Below are 24,071 nucleotides of genomic sequence, written 5' to 3'. Positions count from 1 at the left end.
CCATGCACCTCAGTCAAACAGCCATTCATGCGCTCAGGGAAATCGTCGGCGCCGATGCCGTACTGACCGACGCCAACGACCTGGCGGTTTATTCCGTTGACGGCACCACCCATTGCCAGGGCTCGGCGGAAGTGGTGGTATTTCCCACCGATGCCGGGCAGATCGCCCAAATTATGCGACTGGCCGATAAGGACGAGATTCCGGTTACCGTGCGCGGGGCGGGGACCAGTCTGAGCGGGGGGCCGGTGCCGGTGGCCGGTGGCATCGTGCTGTGCACCGCCCGCATGAACCGCATCCTCGACATCGACGGGGAGGATTTTACGGTCAAGGCGGAAGTCGGCGTCGTGCTCAACGATCTCAACCAGGCCCTGGCGGCAAAGAACCTTTTTTTCCCACCGGATCCCCAGAGTTTTCTGGCCGCCACCCTGGGCGGATGCGTTTCCGAAAATGCCGGCGGCCCCTATGCGGTCAAATACGGGGTGTTCCGGCACTACTTGCTGGGCATGACCGCCGTGCTGGCAAACGGAAAGATTGTCAATCTGGGCGGCAACACCATGAAAAACGTTACCGGCTATGATCTGCCCCAGATCATCTGCGGTGCCGAGGGCACCCTGGCCGTGATCACCGACGTTACCCTGCGCCTCCTGCCCAGGCCCCAGGCCACCCAGACGGTACTGGCCATTTTCGACCAGGTGGTGACGGCCGGATCGGCGGTGCACCAGGTGCGTGCCCGCGGGGTGATTCCGGCCAAAATCGAATTGATGGACAACTGGGTGGTACAACGCATCGAAGAACGCCTGCCGTTGGGCATACCGCTGACCGCCGAAGCCATTCTGCTTTTTGAACTGGATGGCGCGCCGGCGAGTGTCCGGCAGGAGACCGAGACGGTGATCGAGCTTTGCCGGCAGGCCGGTGCCGTGGACGTCCGCGCCGCCCGGGATGCCGACGAGGCGGGTAAGTTCTGGACGGCCCGCCGGGCCGGATTTTCGGCGGTCTTCAGTGCCGCGCCCACGGTTTTTGCCGAGGATGTGACCGTGCCCACCCATCGCATCGCCGACCAGATCGCCCATACCCAGCGGCTGGCCCGCAAATACGATCTGGCCATCCCCATTATCGGCCACGCCGGCGACGGCAACCTGCATCCCTGTATTCTTACGGATAAGAACGATGCGGACCACTTTGCCCGGGCTCAGAAGGCGGCCGATGAAATCTTTGCCGCGGCCCTGGAATTTGGCGGCGCCATTTCCGGGGAACACGGCATCGGGCTGGAAAAACAGCGCTTTCTGAAAGATGCCATGGCACCCGACGCCATTTTGCTGCTCAAAGGCATCAAGCGTGCCTTCGACCCGAAGGGGCTGCTCAATCCAGGGAAAATCTGGGAGAACGAATAATGGCGCTTCCGACCACCATCAATGCGTCCCAGTGCATGAAATGCGGTTTCTGCATGTCGGTTTGCCCAGTGTATCAGGCGGATCATGTGGAGAGCCATGTGGCCCGGGGGCGTAATCTGCTGATCCGCATGGCCGAAGCGGGAACGGTTCCGGACCCGGACGCCTACGGGGATTGCCTGGATTTTTGCTTGCTGTGCGGGCGTTGCCAGACCGTGTGCCCCGCCGGGGTACCCTCACCGGCGATCAACGTTCAGGCCCGCAGCCGGCAGATGGCCGACCATGGGGCCAGTCTTGGGCAAAAACTGCTTTTCAAGGGACTTTTGAAACACCGTTCCCGTATGGCCCGGCTCATGGGAATCGCCGCCCGCATCCCCGGCGTCAGCCATACCAATGGCCGGCCCCTGCGCCACATGGCCGACGCCCTGACCCTTTTTTCCGGTGGGATGTCGATCCCTAGAATCTCAAAGCCATTTCTCTCCGGGCGCATCGAGCGTTGCCTCCGGCCGCCAGGCGGCACCCCGGCAACGGACCGGGTCGCTTTTTTTGCCGGTTGCGGTTTTGAATTCTTCTTCGCCCAGGCCGGTGCCGACACGGCGCGGGCCTTGGCCCGGGCAGGCGTGGACGTCATCACCCCCGAAGGCCTGACCTGTTGCGGCATGGCGGTTCATAACGCCGGCGACTGGGAGACCGCCCGCGCCATGGCCCGGCGGAACATCGACATCCTGGCGTCCTATGACCGGATCGTCACCGGGTGCGCCACCTGCGGTTCCACCCTGAAGCATTATGGCCAGTGGTTTGAAAACGACGCTGCCATGGGCGAGCGGGCCCGCGCATTTTCGGCAAAGGTAATGGATTTTTCCGAATTCCTGGTCGCCCGGGAAGCACCGGTCAACCACCGCAATAATACGCCCGTTACCGTTACCTACCACGATCCCTGTCACCTGAAATGGCATCAGGGGATTAGCGATTTTCCCCGAAAAGTGTTAGATTCATTAACTGATGTCGAATTGGTCGAGATGGAGAATGCCGATGCCTGCTGCGGGTTGGGCGGGACTTTCGGGGTCAAGCACCGCCAGACCAGCCTCTCCATCCAGGCCAAAAAAATGGAATCCATTCAAAAAACCGGTGCCAGCAAGGTGGTTACCGCCTGCCCGGGATGCATGATCCAGCTCATGGACGGTGTCCGTCGCTTTGGGCTGGATGTGGAGGTCGTTCACCTGGCGCAGCTGCTGTCGGAACCGCAATAGGACTACCGGTATCGATCGGTAGCATTCGCGCCGGGGCGATACCCGGCGCTTTTCTTTGCGAACGGAAAAAGGAGTGGCATGTCTCAACCTGTCTTTCTGGGCATCGACCTGGGTGCCTCGAGAACCAAAGTGGCCCTACTGGATTCGTCCAAAAATCTGATTGGCCGGGCCGTGCAGAATTCGGGAACCAATTATACCCGGACGGCGGAGGTTTGCCTGGAGGCGGCTCTGGAGATGGCCGGCGCCGGCATGGATGACATCGTCGCCGGTATCGGTACCGGCTATGGCCGCAGCAACGTTCCTTTCGTGGGGGATACCAAAACCGAAATCGCCTGCCACGGCAAGGGCTGCTTTCACTATTTTCCACATGCCGTCTCGATTATCGATATCGGCGGGCAGGATAACAAGATCATCAAGCTGAGCGATGCCGGCCTGCGCACGGAATTCAAGATGAACCGCAAGTGTGCGGCTGGCACGGGCGCGTTTCTGGAAGAGATGTCCCTGCGGTTGAACATCCCGCTAGAAGCAATGAACGACCAGGCCAAACAATCCACGGAAATGGTCAAGCTGGGCAGTTACTGTACGGTATTTTCCGGAACCGAAGTTCTCGAGAATATCAGGAACGGCAAAAAGGTCGAAGACATTGTCAAGGGACTCTTCTTTTCGGTGATCAAACGGGTACTGGAAATGGATTCCTTGAGCGAAAACGTGGTCATGACCGGTGGGGTGGTGGCCCACAACCCATACCTGGTCAGCATGGCAGAGGAGATTATCGGGAGATCGATCAGCGTCCCGCCGTATCCTCAGTTTTCCGGCGCGATCGGGGCGGCGCTGTTTGCCATGAACCTGAATTGACCGAATACGTACCTATTGTAAAGTTGGCTGGCGGAAACGGAATCGAACGATAATTCTGGAGGAGATGATGGCAGAAGAGAAAAAAGTGGTTCGCAAGGTGATTGAGACGTCCAAAGACATGGGCCGGTTCATGAAGGACTATTACTATGAATTGAACGAGGCCGCCACCACCGGCAGCCGGAAGATCGCCTGGTGCACCAGTGTCGGTCCCACCGAGCTTTTGCGGGCCATGGGCTTTCTGGTCTACTTTCCCGAAACCCACGGGGCCATGTTGGGCAGCACCCGCACGGCCACGGACATGATTCCCGCCGCCAACGCGCTGGGCTATTCGCCGGAGATCTGCTCCTACCTGACGGCGGATGTCGGCGCCTACCTGAACAAATTCACCCCGCTGTCCAAGGCCTATCCGGGCATCGAAACGGTGCCCAAGCCGGACGTGCTGGTTTTCAACACCAACCAGTGCCGCGACGTGCAGGACTGGTTTGCCTACTACGCCAGGGAGTACAACGTGCCCATGATCGGCATCCACACCAACCGGAGCGTCACCGATGTCAACGACCCCATTGTGGACGATGTGGCCAAGCAGATCGAAAACCTGGTGAAACCGCTGGAGGAGATTTCCGGCAACCCATTCGATATGGACAAGTTCAAGGAAGTGGTCGGCCTGTCGCGGCAGTGCTCGGACCGTTGGAAAGATGTGCTGGAGACCACCACCGCCAAACCGTCGCCGATGACTTTTTTTGACTCTTCCACGCTGATGGGACCGGCGGTGGTGGGCCGGGGAACCCAGATCGCGGTGGAGCTGTATGAAAAACTGCTGGCCGAACTGAAGGACAAGGTGGCCAAAAAGGATGCCGCTGTCGAGGGGGAGCGTTTCCGCATTTACTGGGACGGCATGCCGGTGTGGGGACGATTGTCGGCCCACTCCAAGCTGTTTGCCGGCCTGAAGGCCAACGTCCTGGCCTCGACCTACTGCAGCAGCTGGATTTTCACGGCCCTGGAGGCCGATGATCCGTTCCGGAGCATGGCCCGGGCCTACACGGAACTGTTCATTGTGCGCTCCGATGACTACAAGGAGCAGTACATCAAGGACAAACTGGAGCGCTTCGGCATCGACGGCATCATCTATCACGATGCCAGGACCTGTCCGAACAACTCCAACTGCCGCTACGGCATGGTCAAGCGTGTGGAAGCGCTCAGCGGCGTTCCCAGCCTGACCATTGACGGCGACCTGTGTGATATGCGCTGTGTTTCCGATGAGCAGACCAAAACCAAAGTCGAAGCGTTTATCGAGCAGCTGGATGAATTGAAAGGATAAGGCTTGTTTTTCGACCCGCGCTGGCCGGTCCTGCATGTGGATAACCACCTGCTGGCGCTGTACAAGCCGGCGGGCCTTCTGGTGCAGGGCGATCATACCGGCGATGCCTCTCTTCTGGAGCTGGGCAAGCAGTGGCTCAAGGACCGGTTCCAGAAGCCGGGCCGGGTGTTCCTGGCCATGGTGCACCGGCTGGACCGGCCGGTGGCCGGTGTGGTGCTGTTTGCCCGAACCTCCAAGGCCGCCGGCCGGCTCTCCGCCCAGTTCCGGGAACGCCGGGTGGAAAAGCGCTATCTGGCAGTGGTCACCGGGTCGTTTCCCGGTCGCTCCGGCCGGCTGATCCACCATATCGAACGCCGGGACCGCCAGAGCCGGGTGGTCCCGAGGCCCACACCCCGGAGCCAGGAGGCGCGCCTGAACTACACCGTCCTGGCCGGCGACGGAACGCAGAGCCTGCTGGAGGTGCAGCTGGAGACCGGCCGGCGGCATCAGATCCGCATCCAGCTGGCCCAGGCGGGCCACCCGATCCTGGGGGACCTGCGCTACGGAGCCGGCGCCCCGCTTCCTGATCGGCAGATTGCCCTTCTGGCCCGCAGCCTGAGCGTGGATCATCCCACCCGGGGCGAGCGCATGGTCTTTACCAGCCCCATTCCCCTCGGGTGGCCATGGCCCGATGGCAGTGATGCGACGGAGCCGCCCCCCTGGAACTGGCGGGCTTTCGATGCGATCATCCGGACCCTCCCAAGCAAAACTTGACCGCCTGCCGCCATATCAATTCACATCAAAGCATTGATTATGCGGTTGGCTTTTTCATCGGCCAATTTGCTGCATCGAAAAAGAACGGCTGCCGCCGCCCCGTCGGATCAAAAGAAATTAAAACCCGAACCTCACCCCGCCGTAATAGACGGCCTCGGGCATCGGATAGTAACTTTCCAATACTGTTCGGCACAGTCATTGATAAGAGTATTGAGCAATAACTTTGGCGATATTCACATCAAATATTTCTAACAAATTATTTTTTACTGCTAATAACCAGTGAAGACCAATTTTATAAAACTGTTTTAATTTTTCTCCAAGAAGAGTTACTAACCCGCAAACATATGGTCTTTTTGCATTTGAATTGGAGCATGAAGATGAAGTTAGCAAGGTTTCGTTCTTATTATTTTCTTCAGATTCATGCTCATCTTTTTCATTTTCTCTGCTTATTATTTCCGTATCTTGTTTGAATGATAATAACAATAGATAAGCAATCATATACAAGTAGAATTGTATCTGTACGCCATGAGGAGATTGGCTCATTAAGTGAATTCCCTTGAAGGTTCTTTTTATGAAGCGAAAAAAAAGTTCCACTTGCCACCTGTAAGCGTAAAGCATTATAATTTCGTAAGTTGTCAAATCATTTCTGTTTGTGATCAAAATGTAGTTTTCGCCCATAGCCGTAAAGCTAACAATACGATAACTTGCTTTGTTTTCATCGCTATTGAATATTATATTTGAATCTGTGATGTCACTGAAAAATTTCAAGAATGTATCCGGTACGGTGGCAGTGAGACACTCTTTTACAGTGTACGTCATATTCGACTTTCCGCGAATAATAAAAAATGCATTGCTGTCGGATATCTGCTTGAACAGATTGAAAGCGATATAGCCTCGATCACAGACATATGTAATGCCTTCGCGAAGAATTTGCTTAACAAATTCTTTTTCGGAAAAGTTACCTTCCGTACTGATAAATTCGGTTGGAATCATTCGGTTGAGTTCAAAAGATAAATGCATTTTGATCGCATTAGCGGTTTTCTTGTAACAAGCCCATGCCATATTGGAAATGGCCGGAAAAAGCGAACCATCTACAATTAGCATTTTTCCAAGATGACTGATTTCCGGAATTTTATGCAAATCCAATTCTTTTACCAACTGATGGAATATATCTTTAAATATTTCTGGGGGATAACGATTAAACGCTTCATTATACATAGACTTCGATGCGACGACCAATCCTAATGCCTTAGCAGTTGGTGATGTTTTGATCTCAGTGACGATTTGTCCAACGCTTTTAATTCTGGTTATTATTCCAAAAAGCAAATTTGTGGTGAACGATGATAATGAAAGCTTGTAAGTGTCCAAATCATTATGGAGACTATTTTGAGTAACCTCAATCAATGGTAGCACCGGTGATAGAATTGTTTGAAAAACATTTTTGTCGATGTGTTCGCTCATGGAGACCTCCTGGTTAATTAATTGTACCCACCATGATTAAAACACAAAGCGATCTTTTTGTCCAGCGCTATTTTTTATTTTAATAACAAGATGTTACGGCAATATGTATGCCGAACGGTATTGGTAACTTTCATACCCCGGACCGTAATTGTATCCGTTATGGTATTCTTCATCGAAGATATTGGTTGCGTTCAAAAAGAGTTCTATCTTCTTAATGGAATAGGAAAGGTACATGTCGACGGTGTCCGCACTGTCGATCTTGTCATAGGCGTTGTCATTGTCTCCCCCGGCATAGCGTTTGCCCAGGTGGTTGTACTGGCATCGATAGGTTAGGCCGAAATCGAAATTTAGGGCAAACCCCAAGTTTGCCTTGAATTCGGGCACCAGCGGGATTTTTTTTCCGTCATAGGTGCCGGCCGTAAATTCCGCATCGGTATAGCCAAATCCGCCAAACAGGCGTAACAGATCGGTAGCCTGGAAAGCGATATCCAGTTCTCCCCCTTGATGGCGGGTTTCATCGAGATTTTCATTCTGGTTGGAAAAGTCGTTCCAGGTGATTTCATCGTCGACATCGAAACTGAACAGCCTGGCGTTTGCAGACAGCCGTTTGTCCAGGCCAACGAACCGGACCCCGGCTTCGTATCCCATCGACGTTTCATGGTTGAGATCTTCGTTGACCGCACCTGTGGAAAGTATCATGAATTCGTCGGCTTTCGGAAACCTGAAGGCCTGATAGGTCCTGAAGTAAACTTTCGACCCTGGCGCGTAAATATAGGCCAGCCCCAGGTTCCAGGCCCATTCGTTTTCACTCAGGTCCTTGTCCGTGCCAAGGCTGGAGCGCAAGGTGGTATCGAAATCCTCGTAACGGGCGCCCATGTTCAATACCAGATTGTCAACCAAGCTGAATTCATCCTGGACATAGAATCCGACGGACGTCTGTTCATGGTCGTAGGTATTGATTTGGGTTTGGGTAGCGGTATCGCCGTTCCAGGCATCGTAGTCGGTGTCATAGAATTCGATACCGGCTGTCAGGCGGTTGTCCCTTCCAAGGATGGAGTGGTTCAGGACGTATTGGGGATTGGCCCCGAGGGTCGTATAGTCATAATCATAATACCCATAATACCCCCAGGCAGGAAAGTCCCAGGAGACCATGGTATCCTGGCGTTCATAATTTTTGCAGCTCAAATCGACGTTCAGCCGGCCCAGGCGTCCCCAGTCCGAACGAACGGAAAGCACGTAATAGTCCTCCTGACTCTCCCCTTCGTCTTCCAGATTGACGGCCTGACGGCGATCGGCGGCCATCTGGGATTGGGTCATTCCTCCCGGATATTCATAATCCGCCCGGGTGGTATTGGCTTCCAGGCTCAGGTCCAACATATCGGAGGCAGAGTAGAAGAGTTTCGCATAGGCGCTTTTTCGGTCCGCTTCCGAGCGTTCTCGGTATCCGTCGGTTTCATAATAAACGGCGCCAACATGGCCGCCGAACCGTCCCTCGCTAAAGCTCAGGCCGGCGGTCCCTTTGAATGTATCATGGGTTCCCCCGCCGGCTTCACCCCAGCCATGGACGCCGGCTGTGGCCTCCCTGGTGATGATATTGATGACCCCGCCCATGGCATCGCTGCCGTAAAGTACGGAATTCCCACCGTGGAGCACCTCAATTTTTTCCACGTTTTCAATGGGAATGGAAAGAAAATTGATACTGGACTGGTCAATGGGGTTGATCTTTCGGCCGTTGACCACAACGGCCACATGACGGCTGGCGGTTTCCCCGAAGCCGCCCATATCCACTTGTTGGTTGAACCCGTTGCCGTTAAGGTCGGTGACGATGACGCCCCCCAGATTCTGCAGCGCCTCGGGAACGGACTGGGCGCCACTGGCCCGGATATCCTCGGCCGTGAGCACCGTGATCTGGGCCGGGACTTTTTCGTTCTGCTGCTCGGACCGGCTTGCCGTGACAATCATCTCATCCACGACCACCGGCGAACTTTGCTCATCCACCGCTGCCGCCGGACCAGCAGCGGGCAGCATCCACAAGGTTAACAGAAAAAGGAAACCCACGCATTTTTTCATCTTTTTATGCCCTCCTCAATCCTTGGGTCCGGGCATAAAAAACCCGGACCGTAAAAGTCACGATCCGGGGATTTCCCATAACTATCCGGCAGGATCTGTCGTACCACACCCGTCCTCGAGGAATACGACGCATTGTCCAAGAAGGTCTTCTGACTTCCGGGTCTTTCTCTTTCCTGCACCTTCCCGGTATGTTACCAGTGGTCTGTTGCAGGTTTCGTCTCCGGTTACAGCGGCGGGCCCGTTCCCGACTCTCACGGGATTCCCTAACGCAGCCGAATCTTTCCGTTCTGCATTCGCGTTTCGTACGCGCCTGGACAACCAAAATTGAAAAAATATTAATTAACCGAGTCTGTCATTGTCAATACAAATACGTGTTGCCGCTTCGATCGAGGTAATTCAGAGACAACAAACAGGGGCGCGAAAAATTCCACCACGATGAACGCATCGCCAACTTTGACGAACAAGGGCTATGGTGTACCTGGCAAGGTGGGGAGGATTCCCTTGGTGGTCAATGCCTGGAAGAGAAGGGCGTCCAGATTGTCATCCTTGGATATCGGCAAGTACTTGTCCCGTTCAAAACAGCGGCCGCGAGCATCGGTCGATGTTTTTTTAATTTTTTTGCGCAGGATTCCGGCGGAACAGCCGTTAAAGATGGCGAACCCCAAGCAACGGGGCCTTAGGCTGGCGGAAAGAAATAATTCCACCATCCTGCTTGTCTTTGTGCCCGTCTACCGCGTTGCCGCCACCGGCACATATTCCCGATATGCACCGGTGGCGGCGCCTTGTAGACGAACCCAAATCCGGCGCGATCTGGGGGAATTATTTCTTTCCGCCAGCCCAAGCGATGGAGTTTAATATGATGAAATGGATCTGCATCACCCTGAGTGCCTTGACCGTTACGGCGTGTGCCATGTTCGCGCCTCAGGATCGGCCAAACACGCCTATCAGCCTACCGTCGGCATACTCGCTTTATACGGATAGCGACCCGGTGCCCGATCGGTGGTGGGAGGCGTTTGGCAGCGATGAGCTTAACCAACTGGTGGGAACCGCGCTGGCCGGTAATTTCGATGTGCGCACGGCCTGGGCCCGCTTGAAACAGGCCGATGCCGTTGCTCGTCAGGCCGGGGCGGACCGCATGCCGACGCTCGACGCCAATGCCGGTGCCGAAAAAAGCTGGCAGCAAACAAAAACCGATGCGGCCGGGACGTCCCATAGCAACAGCCGCAGCTTCAGCGCCGGACTAACTGCTGCCTACGAGCTTGACCTGTGGGGACGGCTGGCGGCACTGCACCGGTCCGAGCGATTGGAGCTGAAGGCGAGCGCCGAAGACCTGGCGGCGGCAGCCGTAACCGTGTCGGCCGAGGTAACCACCGCCTGGATCGAAATTCTTTCCCTGCACCGCCAGATCGCGATTCTCAAGGATCAAATCGACATCAACCAGCGCATGCTCAAGCTGCAGGAGCTGCGTTTCATCAATGGCCAGGCCGACGCCCTGGACGTTGCCCAACAGCGCGAAGCCCTGGCCGATGCCAAAGCCAATCTGCCGCCGTTGCAACTTACCGAGCAGCAGCAGCAAAATGCCCTGGCCGTTCTTCTGGGGCAGGCCGGTATCGGCGAATTCGCTCTCACCCAGGAAACATTACCGTCCTTGATTCCCCTGCCGGCTACGGGCCTGCCTGCCGATCTTTTGGCCGCCCGGCCCGATGTGCGCGCCGCCGGTTTGCGCCTGAAAGAAGCGGACTGGCAGGTCAGCGCGGCCCGGGCCGATCGCCTGCCGTCCATCACCCTGTCGGCAGACGCGGCTTTTTCCAGCGACGCACTTGATCTTTTGCTCAGCAACTGGGTGTCCACCCTGGCGGCCAGCCTCACCGGCCCGGTGTTCGACGCCGGTTACCGCTCGGCCGAGGTGGATCGCACCCGGGCCGTGGCGGATGAATATCTTACCGCCTATGCCCAGACCGTGGCCGAAGCAATCCAGGAAGTCGAGGACAGCCTGGCTACCGAAACACGCCAGGGCGAGTACATCACCCTTTTGGAGGAGCAGTTGAAGGCCTCGCGATTGACCTTGAAGGACGCCCATCTGCAGTATATGAACGGTCAAGACAACTACCTTGATTACTTGACAGCCTGGACCAGCGTTCAGACATTGGAACGTCAACTGGTGGACGAACAGGCCACGCTGATTAAAAACCGGGTCACCCTGTACCGGGCCCTGGGAGGCGACTGGACCGGCGCGTTGATCGGTGGCCGCTTCCTGGAAAAGAATACCGGCGCAACGAAACCGGCCGCCCGAACCGGTGGCACGACCGTTTCCGAACTTGGATAAGGCTGGCGGAAAGAATTAATTCCACCAGCCTGACCGCGACACCATGGAGTCAATCGATATGTCAGAGAATAAAGCCAACTCATCCTTTCCCGCCAAGGTCGGCAAGGCCCTCGTGCCCCTGGTGCTGATCATTGCCGGCGGGGCCGCCTGGTCCTATTTCAAGACTACCGCGCCGGTGATGCAGCGATCCACGCCCCAGCGTAAAGTTGCCGTGGTCGATGTTCAGACCGCCAGCCTGGGCAATGCCCGTGCCGTTGTTTCCGCCATGGGGACGGTCGTCGCCGCCCGCGAGGTGACCCTCAAGGCCCAGGTTTCAGGCGTTGTCCAATCCGTCGCCGACGCATACGTTCCCGGCGGGAGGATCGCCAAGGGCGCCGAACTGCTCTCCCTGGATCCGGCCGATTACCAGGTGGCCGTGAAAAAGGCCCAAAGCACGTTGGCCGATGCCAAGGCCGCCCTGGCCATCGAACAGGGCAGTCAGAATATCGCCCGGGAGGAGTTGCGCCTTTTGTCCGAGTTATCCGCCGAGACGGTTGCCGAAACCGATCTGGCCTTGCGCAAACCCCAGTTGCAGCAGGCCCAGGCGACGGTTGCCAGTGCCGAGGCCGACCTGCGCCAGGCCATGCTGGACCTCAACCGTACGGTGGTGCGGGCGCCCTTCAACGCCATGATCGTCGAACGCGATGTCAACCTGGGCACCTACGTGGGGGAGCAAGAGAGCCTGGCCACCCTGGTGGGCACGGATACGTTCTGGGTCGAGGCGGTGGTCTCCCTGGAACAACTCGCATTGATCGACCTGAATCACCCGGGCGGCTGTCCGGTGACCATCCGTTCCCAGGCTAGCCAGGGTCAGTGGGGGGGGAAGGTGGTCCAGGTGGCCGGCAAGCTCAATGATTCCAGCCGCATGGCCACGGTAATCATTGCCGTCCAAAACCCCCTGGGGACGATGGCGAAGCCAGCCGCATCCCGGCTGATGATCGACGACTACGTCTATGCGGATATCACCGGCCGGGAACTGAACGATGTGATCGAGCTGCCGCGTGCCGCCCTGCAGGACGATGATACCGTGTGGATCAACAGCGACAACACCCTGGATATCCGCAAGGTGACCCTGGCTTGGAAGAGCACCGACAAGGTCTACATCAAAAGCGGCCTGACTGCGGGGGAGCAGGTGGTCATGTCAAACCTGGCCACACCGGTTCAGGGCATGGCTCTGAAGCGGGTCGATGACGCGGCGGAATCCGCCGCGGATGCAACGGCCGGGGAGTGAGGTGACCCATGAAAGTGGAAACTTCTTCGAACCTGGAACGCGGCCCGCTGGCCTGGATGGCGGGCAACTCCGTAATCGCCAATCTGCTGATGTTCGTTTTCGTGGTGGGCGGCCTGATCGTCGGATGGCACATCAAGCAGGAAGTCTTTCCCGATTTTACCCTGGATACCGTTGACATCACGGTCAGTTACCCCGGTGCCAGCCCGGAGGAGGTCGAAAACGGCATCATCCTGGCCGTCGAGGAGGCCATCCAGGATCTGGAAGGTGTCGATGAGATTACCTCCACGGCCACTGAGGGCAGTGCCAGCATCAGCGTCGATGTGCTCGAAGGCGCCGACGTTACCCGCCTGTGGCAGGAGATCAAGAGCGAGGTGGACCGCATCGACACCTTTCCCGACGAGGCCGAGGATCCCCAGGTCTCCATTGCCGACCACAAACGGGGGGTCCTGACGCTGGCCTTGCATGGCAACGTGAGCGAATTGACCTTGCGGTCGGCGGCCGACACGGTGCGTGACAAATTGCTGGATAACGACGACATCACCCAGGTGGAACTGACCGGCGTCAAGGATTATGAGGTCCAGGTTGAGATCCCCCAGGCCACCCTGCGGCGCTTCGGTCAGACCCTGGGCGACGTGGCCGAGACCATTGCCGACGCATCGGTGGAGCTTGGCGGCGGCAGCCTGAAAACCGAGGGCGGCGATATCCTGGTGCGGATCAAGGACCGGCGGGATTACGCCAGCCAGTATGCCCATCTGCCCCTTCTCACCGAAGCCGACGGGTCCCGGATCCTGTTGGGGGATGTGGCCACGGTGCGTGAAGGGTTCGAGGATTCCAACACCTGGGCCGAGTTCGACGGGTATCCGGCGGTGATGATCGAGGTTTACCGGGTCGGTAACCAGACGCCCACCGAAGTCGCTGATGCGGCCAAGACGGTGCTGGAACAGCTGAACCGTTCCCTGCCCGAGGGTATGACCTTGACCCTCTTGGACGACCGTTCGGAGATCTTCACCCAACGGGCCGAGTTGTTGACCAAAAACGCCTTCCAGGGGCTGATTCTGGTTTTCATTTTTCTGGCGTTGTTCCTGGAAACGCGCCTGGCCTTCTGGGTCAGCCTGGGGATTCCGATTTCCTTCATGGGATCCTTCATTTTCCTCTCGGCCACCGATTTTTCCATCAACATGATCAGCATGTTCGCCTTCATCGTGACCCTGGGGATCGTGGTCGACGATGCGGTGGTGGTCGGTGAGAACATTTACTATTGGCGCCGCAAGGGCCTTGGGACCCTCCAGGCGGCCGTGGCCGGCACCCGCGAGGTGGCCATGCCGGTGGTGTTCAGCGTGCTGACCAACCTGGTTGCCTTTATGCCGCTGATGTTCGTTCCCGGCTTCATGGGCAAGATTTTCAATGTGATTCCCCTGGTGGTGGCCGCGGTTTTCGGTGTTTCGTTGATCGAAAGCCTCTTCATCCTACCGGCCCACCTGAGCCATCGGACGCGTCAGACGCCCATCTGGCCCCTGAACTACCTGGAGCGCTGGCAGGACCGCTTCAGCCAGGCCTTCGAACGATTTGTGCGCAACCGCTACGGCGATTTCCTGGACTTCATGATCCGGCAGCGCTATGGCGTGCTGGCCTTCGGCATCTTTTTGATGCTGGCCCTGGGCGGGTATGTGGCCTCGGGGCGCATGGGGCTGGAGATGTTTCCCAGCAGCGAGTCGGACTATGCCTACGGTTCCGCGACCCTGCCCTACGGGACGGCCGAGGCGCGGCTGAAAAGCATTGAGGCGCATTTGGTGGAAACCGCTCAGGCGGTGATCCGTGACAATGGCGGCGGCGAACTGGCCAAGGGGGTTCTCAGCAACGTGTCGGACAATACCGTCACCGTGCGCATTTTTCTCACCGCCGCGGACCGGCGGCCCATCCCCACGTCCAAGGTGGTCGACCTCTGGCGTCAGCGGGCCGGGACCATGGCCGGCCTGGAAACCATCCGCTTCGAATCCAACATGGGCGGTCCGGGCTCGGGCAAGAACCTGACCGTCATGCTCAGCCATTCGGATACGGATACCCTGGACGCCGCCGGCGAAAACCTGGCCGAACAACTGGCCCATTTTTCCATCGTCCACGATATCGACGACGGGTCGGCCCGGGGCAAGCGCCAGTTCGACATCCAGCTGCGTCCCCTGGGGGAACGCATGGGGCTGACCTCCCAGTCCGTGGCCCGGCAGGTGCGTTACTCCTTTCAGGGCGCTGAAGCCGTTCAACAGCAGCGTGGCCGCAACGAAGTGACCGTGCGGGTAAGCCTGCCCGAAAAAGAACGCGCCACCGAGGCGACCCTGGAAAATCTCATCCTCCAGGCCCCCGAGGGGGAGGTCTTTCTGCGGGATGCGGTGACCATGACCGCCGGCCGGGCCTATACATCCATCGAACGTACCAACGGGCGCCGGGATATTTCGGTGACGGCCAATGTGGACCCGCCGGCCCAGGCGGAAAATATTCAGCGCGAACTGAAAGCGACCATTCTTCCCGACCTGATCAAACGCTATCCGGGGCTCGGTTACAGTTTCGAGGGGCATCAGGCCGACATGCGTGAAAGCCTCAGCGCCCTGGTGACCGGCTCGCTCCTGGCCCTGTTCGGCATCTATGCCCTCCTGGCCGTGCCGTTCAGAAGCTATGCCCAGCCGTTGATTATCATGGTCAGCATTCCCTTCGGCATCATCGGCGCCGTTCTGGGCCACCTTTTGATGGGCTATGCCCTCTCCCTGAACAGCCTGTTCGGGGTCGTGGCCCTGTCCGGTGTGGTGGTCAACGATTCCCTGGTGCTCATCGATCTGGCCAACCGGAATCTGAAGTTCGGAATGACCCATTTCCAGGCGATTCACAGTGCCGGCATCCAGCGATTCCGGCCGATCCTGTTGACCACGGTGACCACCTTCGGCGGGCTGATGCCCATGATCATGGAAACCTCGTTCCAGGCGCGCATGATGATTCCCATGGCCATCTCATTGGGCTTCGGCGTGCTCTTCGCCACCCTAATTACCCTGGTGCTGGTGCCGGCGCTTTACATGGTTTTGGAGGATCTCTCACGCTTGATCCATCGGCGGCCTGCCGCCGATGGTCTGCCGCCGGACGGCGACATCAGCCCGCAACTGAGCGGGCCGTCCCATTCCGTTTGATGAATGTATTATAAGGATGAATTGTCCCTATAAAGCGTTTGTGCTATGAGAGCGAGTCTGACGAGATTCTTTAACCGATAAAAAAACGGGAACGGCGCAATGGACCGGATGACATCAAAGCTGACGCAATGGATTGAACAGGAAAACAGAGACCCAAGAAGTGCCCGGTGGCAAGCCGCTCTGGAAGAGATCATGAGCCTTTTCATCCCACGGCTGGAAAAGGGAAAGTTAACACCGGTTAACCCTCTGCAAGAGCAGGACATCCCCATATTCAAGTCCGCCCTGGCCAGTGTAGACTTAAGTCCGGGATTATGGGCCGCCTTTCTGCCCCCTTCTGCGGCCGCTCTGATCCTTCCCCCCGCCGATGCCATGGAAGAATTGGTAAGAATCGACAGCGATAAACCGTCATATAAAATTATCATCCAAAGACCCGGCAAAGAAAGTCGTATCCTTTGCACAGAAATTTCAGAATATGCGCACCGGCCGGGCATCGATATTTTCCAGGAAGGCGCTTTGCTGGGCAGTTTCAACTATGAGACCCATGAAATCTGCCTCGAAGAGATGACAAAGGCTGTCCGCGCCCATGCCTGGGAAAAGGATAAATGGTCCAGGGAAGACATCATTGCCTACACCGTGAACTGGTTTGAAAAGGTATTGTCTCTTGAACAAGCCGACGTCAGCGTGGAGGAAAAACGTTCCTTTTTCCATTCCCCCACCCTGATCCAGACGAACCGCGTGGACGCTTTGTTCCGTCTTCTGACGGCCTTCCTCAACCTTCGTTTTCAAGCTGATCCAGAAAATTTCACAGCTTCCCTACCTGATAAAATCGGAAACGGGGAAGACAGAATGTCAGCCTGCAACGCCCTTGCAGAATCTTATCTTCTGGATCTGCTGAACACCGTCCGCTCCCTGGCGCTGCTCGACTTTAAAAAATTCACCGGCCAGGAAGAGAAAAAATTCAAAACCGAATTCACCCGATCTGTCCGCAAGCTTGCATCAGATCTCGATAAAATGGATTCGTAATCCTTGCTCTGCCATCTTCGATCATCGCCCCCCCGGCATCAAAGGCCTCCATATTGACCGGTACTTTGGACGCAGGCATCCGGCTTCTGACCACGGCTTCAAAAGTATCGCGGTCAAGGGGCAACTCACCTGTCCTGGCCAGGGCACCAACCAACATGACGTTACCGAAGATGGGATTTCCCAGCCGGACCGCGGTTTCCGTGGTGTCGAGAAACCAGGCGCTTTCGGAAAAGTCGCGGATCCAGCCCATGATGGTTTCCGGTGCCGGGTATGTCTGCTCGCCGCTGATGACACTGATGGAGCGGACCGGACGCATGTTCGTAATTACCTTGACTTGCCGGTTGCCATAGGCCCGGAGCACCCTTAAGGTTTCGGCGGGCTCCAGGGACACGATCATGTGGGCGCGGCCCATGGGGATCTGAGGCGAATAGCTTCCTTTTTGCGATATCCTCAGGTGGCTCATTACCGACCCGCCCCGCTGGGAGGCACCAAAGGTTTCGCCGATGGTAATGTCAAATCCCAGACGGGAGAGCATATCGCCGACCATCCGGCTGGCCAGAACATTACCCTGCCCGCCGACACCGGTAATGATCAGATTGTAGGGGTCGTGTTTCAAATTTGCCTGGTTCATGAATTCACCACCTTTTCAACCCTAATCGCGTTTTGGGGGCAGACCTGGGCGCAGACGCCGCAGCCCACGCAAACGAATTCATCGATACGCATCTCTTTTTGTTTCGGGTCCCAGATCAGGCCGGGGCACTTGAAAACCCGGGTGCACAACCGATTGCAGCCGCAGGCCTCGCCCAGGCACTTATCCGGGTCAACCGACACGGTCCATTCCTTCTTACCCTTGCGGGCCGGGCTCAGCGCGCAGGCCTGGCGCAATACCAGCACGCGCACCCCACCCCCATCGTCCATCAATTCCGCGATGGTCTTTCTGGCGGCGTCAAATTGAAACGGATCGGCGATTTCCACCCGTGCGCCCATGGCCTGGCAGATGGTGGGAATGTCCAGGGCCGGCAGCGGCTTGCCATCCGCGCCCACCGGGATCCCGGGATGGGGCTGAAAACCGGTCATGGCCGTGCCCGCGTTGTCCAGGATCACCATGATCATATCCGCCTGGTTGTGGATGGCATTGACCAGCCCCGGCATGGCGGCATGGAAAAATGTCGAATCTCCGCAAACCGCGATCACCGGCTGCTCCAGGCCGAAGCGCCGCAGTTTGCCGAACCCGGAGGCCATGCCCACGCCCGAGCCCATGGCAGCGACCGTTTTCACGGCCCGAAACCCGCAGTCGGCCACGCCCAGGGTGTAACACCCGATGTCACCACTGATAAAGCCGCGGCGGTTGTCGAGCTTGAGCGCTTCATGCAGCAGCCAGAAGGAGGCGCGATGGGGGCATCCGGGGCAGAAGGTCATGGCCCGGTCCGGCACATTGCCCTCAAGCGCAGCCGAGATGCGCTGGCGATAATCGGCCGTGCTGTGATCAATTGGCAGATTCAAAAGGCCAGCCAGGGCTGCCATGACGATGTCGGGATTCAGCTCGTCCACAGAAGGAATCGTTTTGTCCGCACGCCCGTGAAACCGCGTCGGCCCGACGGTTTCGATCCGGTCGGCAAACAGGGCCTTGAGATTGTCTTCCAGAAACGGGGTGCCCTCCTCGACAATCAGTACGCGGTCTGCGGTGGCCAGGTGTTTTTCAATCAGGCGCGGTGGCAGCGGCCAGGTGGTTCCGAGTTTCAGGAGCCCCACCCGCTCCTCGATCCCCAGAATGGCGATGGCTTCCCGGCAGTAGAACGTGGCGGCCGAACTGGTGATGATGAGCAGTCCGGGCCGGTCCGGGCCGGTGTAAGTGTTGAAAGGACTCTCTTCGAAACACGCGATCGCCTTGGCGAGCCCTTCGTGCTGGCGCAGGCGCTGGGCCGGGGCCGTGGACGGAAGTGTCATGACCGGGCCCGTCATCTGATCGAAAAATTCGCCGTTGCATTGGAAATCGGCCTTGACGTCCGTTTCCGGAAGATCGCCGACCGTCACATTGCCCGAGGCATGGGACATCCGCGTGACGCTACGCAGCATGACCACGTTTCGGACGGTTTCGGAAAGCTCGAAGGCCCAGCGGGTCATGTCCTTGGCTTCCTGGATGTCGCCCGGCTCGATCAGCGGGAACTCCATCATCTTGCTGTACGGGCGGGAATCCCCCTCATTGGTGCTCGACAGGGAACCGGGATCCTCACAGGTCACCAGCACCAGGCCGGTGCGGGACCCGTATTCGGCCAGGTGGAGCAGAAAATCGGAGGCCACGTTCACGCCGACCTGCTTCATTGTGCACAGGGCACGAAGTCCCGAATAGGCGGCGGCTGCCGCTACTTCCAGGGACACTTTTTCGTTGGTGGACCACTCCACATACAATCCCATCTCGTCGGCAACATCTCCTAACGTCTTGGGGATTTCCGAAGACGGGGTTCCGGGATAGGCGGCAACGACCTTGACGCCGGCCTCCAGCGCACCCCGGGCAATGGCCTCGTTGCCCATCATCAGAGGACGTTCTGCCTTGTTTTGATTACCGGTAATAATTGACATGCAAACACCTATTAATTGTTTGATCAGGAAGCCAGGGCGTTATCCTCTCCGAGCAATCTGCGCAAATTCGACTGGCCATTGCGCTTCTTGCCCATGGCGGCGGATTTGAGCTTGGCCAGGTTCTCCGGCGGCACATCTTTGAATTCCAAAATCCCCTTTTCCTTGGCAAGGTTCATCAGCTGCTCGCCGGTCCTGCTTCTGACGATGGTCTGGTTCCAGTGCCTGTCCACGTCCCACCCTTCCGGGCTTCTCGCCGAACCGATTGAGATATCGGCGAACTCGGCCGTCATATCCGTGCAGTAGTCGCAGCATCCGCGGACGCAGCCATTCACTTGGTCGATGGGGATATCGATCACACCGCTGTCCGTTTCGACCTGCATGCAGGCGTGGCTGGAGGGCGGGATATCCATGGACAGAATGTTCTCCCCCTTGACCGCCTCGAGCACCAGCTCCCGTAGCTTCCGCCAGTCCAGGGTCCAGCCGCAGAACAGACCGATGGTCAGCTTGAGGCGGGCCACCCGGGCGGCGTCCTCATCCGCCGGATGGCTCCACATTTTGGCCAGCGCCATTGCCTGGCAGGGGGTCGCCACCACCCCCAGAGGACCCTGTCCTTCGGTGGACACGCGATTGAATTCGGCTACCGCCGGGGCGTTGGCGAATTTGCTGCCGGCAGCAGCCAGAACGTCGGCCTTACTGAACGCTGTCGTGCTTCTGGGCTGCATGGGGGTGTCTTCCATGGCCACAACCCACCCGTCGATGAGCCCTTCGTCCAGCGCCAGACAGGTCAGGGCGGTCACGGTGCCGCCGTGCTGGGCCCGGGCCCGAATCTCAGGATCGGTCGCGCGGGTTATGTAGAGCCCCTTAAAGGCGCCCAGCTCCGGGGTGATCTCCGAGGCATCGAAAAGTGCCTGCTGAAGGTTATCCCAATCCGTTTCCATCCGGGGGCAGTACCGCCGGCAGCGCCCGTCGTCACGGTCGCAGTCAAACAGCATGACCGTACTGCCCCGATGGATTCGAAGATAGGGGCAAAGCCCGACGCAGGCGCCGCAGCCGGTGCACAGCCCAGTATCGATAACGGAAGATGAGACATGTGAATGGCCGATGGGTTCTTTTTCCGTCATTGCGATAATCGTCCTTCTTTTATCTGGTTAACGGATAGGCCACGCATCCCGGATCGATTGCCTACCGCGTTTTTCCTAAACCGATGAGGGTGCCAAATTCCAAACGTGGTCGTATACGTTTTTAGCATTGGCCCTTTATGTCACAGCCATTTCAGAATTTAAACGCAAAATTTCATGACCCCATCGCCCCCGCAGGTTCGCTACCGATATACACTACAGCGTCAAAATACCGTTGGATTCATTAACCCACCGAAATATAATTAAATCCTGTTGCGTATGCGTTGGTAAAGTTCCTCCGTCGCCCTTGCCGGCGGGACGTCGAAGTGGGTTTGCAACACTGTCCGGCAGCGTTCATAAACTCTTACCGCTTCGGCATAACATCCCTGATAAAAATAACAGGCCATCAATCGTTGGTAAAAATGCTCTTCAAGCGGATCAATGGCCAATCCTTTTTGATACCAAACAATGGCACGGTCGTATTCCTTGGCCGTTTCCCGATGGCGGCCGGCCTCCTTCAGGATATCCAGAAACATGTTTTTCAGTCGTTCACGGGCGGCGATGATCCAGGGGGTTCCATTTTCATCGCCTAAAAAAGGGCCGCGATAGGCGTCAATCGCGCGTTGGAACCACTCAAGGGCCTCCAGGCCGTTGCCGCTGTCCCTCAACCTTCGCCCCCGGCGAATGGCCGTCTCGAAAACGTGAACGTCGACCCAAATGTAACGGGGATTAAAAGAGACCTTGCCGTTCGTCAGGGTGATGGCTTGTTTGACACCGATCAGTTTGCGCAGCCGATTCAATGCCGAGGAAAAGGCACTGGCGGCCATATCCCCGTCCGCATCCGGCCAGAGCGCGTCCATAATGGTGGCCAGGGGCACCGCCTGCCCCCCTCTTGCGCTCAATAATTTGAGCAATTCGAGGGGGCGTTTCTGGACTTTGCCGCTGAAGGATACCGGCTTCCCGTCACGCAGCAGTTGAAAGGTGTCGAACGTTCGCACATGAAACGCCCGCGGCCAGTCCACGAGGCCTTCAAACTGGGAATCCGGCGCCAGGCGGTGAGTTTGGATGAGCGTTTTGGCATAGTCCGTTTCGATGCCATGGACAAGGGCTTGTCCGCACAGATAGGATATCAGCCCGGGATGCCACCACCAGACCATGGTGAGAAATTGATGCCGGCGTCCCAGCCCGAAAGCCCGTTCCAAAACCACCAAACCCTGCCGCTCATCCTCCCGGTCATAGGCTATCTTGGCCCGCACGATCATTTCCATAAAGTCGAAGACCGCGCTTTGTCCCCGTCGCATGATATCACCGACCGACTGAAGCGTCTCCAGGGCTTGGTCGCTGTTCCCGTGCAGATGGCGGAGATAGGCCAGTTGGATCCGGCAGATCACGCATGCCAGCCGATATCCCGTTTCATCGGCAATACGCAGGGCGGTTTCGGCATGGGCCCGGGCTTGAACCGTATTGCCGGTCAGCAGCGCATACAAGCCGGCAAAGTGATGATAGATCGTATGGGCATGATAGTGGGCCGGATCGAGAATCGCCTCGAAACGTTTCAGGAACGCATCCGCGGTGTTGAAATCGGACAGCAACAGGGCCGCAAAAATGCCCGGCATGAAAAATTTGTGCTCCCATGTGTAAAGACCGGTCTTACGGACCATATCGATCGCCTCGGCGATCTCGTCCAGGATGGATTCCCGACCGCACAGCGTGTAAAGCCGGGTGGCGATATCGATCCATTTCCATTGAATTACCTGGGATGGCTGGGTCAGGCGGCCTTTGGCCAGGGCTTTGGAGGTCTTGCGGATGACCTCGACTTCATCAAACCGGCCCATCCACGCCTGATAGGTCATGGCCCAGCCGATGACCTGCAATTCAAAATCCACGTTGCCGCTCTTGCGGGCCAGTGACAGGGCTCTCTGAAAGCCCGGCTGGATGGTTTCCGATGTGGGTCTGCGGATCAATTCGGCCACGGCCCTGGCGAGCATTATCCGTGCCTCGATCTGCGGTGAGGGATAAACACCGGCGCCCCGGATCCAGCGATCCAGCCAGTCGAGCCATGGATCGATCGCGTGAAAGTCGTTCCATTCGCTGATGATGCATTGCACGATGCCGGCCCAGGCGAGCAAAAGGCCGCGCTCGTCATGGTCCCACTCAAATCGTTCAAAAGCGCCCACAAAATCCCCGCGTGCACCGACCGCCTCATCATACTGCCGGGCAGCGCCACGCCAATAGAGCAGCCAGGGATGTTCGTCGATAACCGGCGCGGGGATTTGGCTCAGCCAATCGGCAAGCGGTCTGTGGCGCCCCTGATCGAGCAGCATCGTGGCGTGGGCGTGGAGTAACCCGACCAAACCGGGCATGTCGCCCACATCGATCAGCCGCAAGGCCGCCTCTTCCACCAGACCGGCGTCCTGCAGCACCCGGGCGGCGCGGCGTTTCAACCCCGCCACGGTTTCCGGTCCCAGCATATCTCCGGCTTTGGCAATCAAAAAACGATGAAAAAGTGCATGGTACTGATAGGTGGGCGGATCGTCGGAAGACTTTTCCGTAAAGAGGTTTTTATGCTGCAGACCCGCTAAAATGCGGTCGGCATCCGTATTACCGGTGAAGGCTCTGGCCATGGCCGCGGTCATCCGGGGCAAAACGGCGGTTTTCAGCATAAAATTCCTGACCGGATCCTCCAACTTGTCAAACAGCTCACCGGAAAAGTAGTCGAAGATGGTGGATGGCATGATGGGGGGCCGGCTGGATGATGACCACTGCCGATCCCGCAGGCCTTTGGCCATCAGAACAATCCCCGCCGCCCAGCCCCTGGATTTTTCATAGAACTGGCGGGTAATTCCGGAATTAACGGGGCGGCCGGTTTCCAGGCGGAGGATCGCACCGGTTTCCTTGAGACTGAGCCGCAGCATGCCAGCATCGATGATGCGCATCCGGTTATTGGCCAGCAGGGAAATCAATCCCGGGGGCGGGTCCGAACGGCTCATGATCAACACGTGAATGTTCGCCGCCAGCTTCAGCAGCCCGTTTTTGAAAACTTCATGAAAGGTGGGAAACGGTTCGACGTTCTGAAAATCATCGAACACCATGAAAAGCGGCTGGTCCAGCCGGGCACTCACATTCTCAAAAAACCGGATGGCAAAAACCGCGGCGCCCGGTAGATAATCAGGCGTGAGAAGCGGCAGGGGCTTTCGTTTCCGAGGGGAAGCCTTTTTAACGGCCTGGCCGAGGTAATAAAAGAAGGTGGGCAGGTCGCCGTCGCCGGCATCGACCCGATACCAGATAAAGGGAAGCTTCTGGCGCGCCAGAAAACTGGCCACCAGGGTTGTCTTGCCGGCCCCGGCTGCCCCGGAAATCCAGGTCGCTGAATAGTGCGCCTTCCGGTCCAGTAGCTTAAACAGCGTTTCCCGTCGAACGACTGATGGCAGTTCAGGAGGAGCGATCTTACTGATGAGCGGTCGCGTCAGTCCCATGATCCCTGTCTTC

At 57.6% G+C, this 24,071-nt stretch carries 16 protein-coding genes and 1 riboswitch; of the genes, 10 read left to right on the top strand and 6 right to left on the bottom strand.

Annotation, left to right across the window (positions count from 1 at the left end; genetic code table 11):
- The first annotated feature begins 2 nt into the window (after positions 1-2).
- From GN112_RS19390 to GN112_RS19370, 5 genes are all read left to right on the top strand, one after another.
- Entirely contained in the window at positions 3-1,391 is a 1,389-nt protein-coding gene (locus tag GN112_RS19390) for an FAD-binding oxidoreductase (RefSeq protein ID WP_162459025.1), read from the top strand.
- Positions 1,391-2,638 (top strand): (Fe-S)-binding protein, encoded by a 1,248-nt coding sequence (locus GN112_RS19385; RefSeq protein WP_155311730.1) that lies wholly within the window; start codon positions 1,391-1,393, stop codon positions 2,636-2,638. The genes GN112_RS19390 and GN112_RS19385 overlap by 1 nt, the downstream gene beginning before the upstream one ends.
- Positions 2,639-2,716: 78 nt before the next feature.
- Positions 2,717-3,493, top strand: coding sequence for an acyl-CoA dehydratase activase (locus GN112_RS19380; RefSeq protein ID WP_155311729.1), 777 nt, complete (start codon positions 2,717-2,719; stop codon positions 3,491-3,493).
- A 67-nt stretch (positions 3,494-3,560) separates the two neighbouring features.
- Positions 3,561-4,811: a 2-hydroxyacyl-CoA dehydratase subunit D gene (locus tag GN112_RS19375; protein ID WP_155314299.1), complete on the top strand. Its 1,251-nt coding sequence runs from the start codon at positions 3,561-3,563 to the stop codon at positions 4,809-4,811.
- Positions 4,812-4,814: 3 nt separating this feature from the next.
- The gene (locus tag GN112_RS19370) at positions 4,815-5,564 is read left to right on the top strand and encodes an RluA family pseudouridine synthase (RefSeq protein ID WP_155311728.1); all 750 of its coding nucleotides are present in this window, start codon (positions 4,815-4,817) and stop codon (positions 5,562-5,564) included.
- Between the two features lie 195 nt (positions 5,565-5,759).
- On the opposite strand, the gene GN112_RS19365 is transcribed toward GN112_RS19370, so the two are convergent.
- Positions 5,760-7,025, bottom strand: coding sequence for an IS4 family transposase (locus GN112_RS19365; RefSeq protein WP_155309288.1), 1,266 nt, complete (start codon positions 7,023-7,025; stop codon positions 5,760-5,762).
- A gap of 93 nt (positions 7,026-7,118) precedes the next feature.
- Positions 7,119-9,095 (bottom strand): TonB-dependent receptor, encoded by a 1,977-nt coding sequence (locus GN112_RS19360; RefSeq protein ID WP_155311727.1) that lies wholly within the window; start codon positions 9,093-9,095, stop codon positions 7,119-7,121.
- Between the two features lie 122 nt (positions 9,096-9,217).
- Positions 9,218-9,424, bottom strand: a riboswitch (cobalamin riboswitch).
- Positions 9,425-9,596: 172 nt separating this feature from the next.
- Here GN112_RS19360 and GN112_RS33650 point away from each other — a divergent pair.
- The 5 genes from GN112_RS33650 to GN112_RS19335 all read left to right on the top strand — a co-directional run bounded on the left by GN112_RS33650 (position 9,597) and on the right by GN112_RS19335 (position 16,884).
- Positions 9,597-9,950: a hypothetical protein gene (locus GN112_RS33650; protein ID WP_162459024.1), complete on the top strand. Its 354-nt coding sequence runs from the start codon at positions 9,597-9,599 to the stop codon at positions 9,948-9,950.
- Between the two features lies 1 nt (position 9,951).
- Complete coding sequence (locus tag GN112_RS19350; protein WP_162459023.1) at positions 9,952-11,421, top strand: efflux transporter outer membrane subunit; 1,470 nt, start codon at positions 9,952-9,954, stop codon at positions 11,419-11,421.
- Between the two features lie 58 nt (positions 11,422-11,479).
- A complete protein-coding gene (locus tag GN112_RS19345; protein ID WP_162459022.1) occupies positions 11,480-12,691 on the top strand; it encodes an efflux RND transporter periplasmic adaptor subunit in 1,212 nt (403 codons plus the stop codon).
- An 8-nt stretch (positions 12,692-12,699) separates the two neighbouring features.
- Complete coding sequence (locus tag GN112_RS19340) at positions 12,700-15,861, top strand: efflux RND transporter permease subunit (protein WP_155311723.1); 3,162 nt, start codon at positions 12,700-12,702, stop codon at positions 15,859-15,861.
- Between the two features lie 192 nt (positions 15,862-16,053).
- Complete coding sequence (locus GN112_RS19335) at positions 16,054-16,884, top strand: hypothetical protein (protein ID WP_231717068.1); 831 nt, start codon at positions 16,054-16,056, stop codon at positions 16,882-16,884.
- On the opposite strand, the gene GN112_RS19330 is transcribed toward GN112_RS19335, so the two are convergent.
- The 4 genes from GN112_RS19330 to GN112_RS19315 form a co-directional block, all read right to left on the bottom strand.
- Positions 16,832-17,515, bottom strand: a complete 684-nt coding sequence (locus GN112_RS19330) for an indolepyruvate oxidoreductase subunit beta (protein ID WP_155311721.1) — start codon at positions 17,513-17,515, stop codon at positions 16,832-16,834. The two genes, GN112_RS19335 and GN112_RS19330, sit on opposite strands and share 53 nt — an antisense overlap.
- Positions 17,512-19,464: a thiamine pyrophosphate-dependent enzyme gene (locus GN112_RS19325; protein WP_155311720.1), complete on the bottom strand. Its 1,953-nt coding sequence runs from the start codon at positions 19,462-19,464 to the stop codon at positions 17,512-17,514. The genes GN112_RS19330 and GN112_RS19325 overlap by 4 nt, the downstream gene beginning before the upstream one ends.
- 23 nt (positions 19,465-19,487) lie before the next feature.
- Positions 19,488-20,585 carry a Coenzyme F420 hydrogenase/dehydrogenase, beta subunit C-terminal domain gene (locus GN112_RS19320; protein WP_155311719.1) on the bottom strand — a complete coding sequence of 366 codons (1,098 nt, stop codon included), beginning with the start codon at positions 20,583-20,585 and terminating at the stop codon, positions 19,488-19,490.
- Positions 20,586-20,845: 260 nt separating this feature from the next.
- Complete coding sequence (locus tag GN112_RS19315; RefSeq protein ID WP_155311718.1) at positions 20,846-24,058, bottom strand: AfsR/SARP family transcriptional regulator; 3,213 nt, start codon at positions 24,056-24,058, stop codon at positions 20,846-20,848.
- Between the last annotated feature and the right edge of the window lie 13 nt (positions 24,059-24,071).

The organism is Desulfosarcina ovata subsp. ovata, from assembly GCF_009689005.1.
Taxonomy (GTDB): Bacteria; Desulfobacterota; Desulfobacteria; order Desulfobacterales; family Desulfosarcinaceae; genus Desulfosarcina; species Desulfosarcina ovata.
This window is presented reverse-complemented; position numbering and strand designations above follow the sequence as displayed.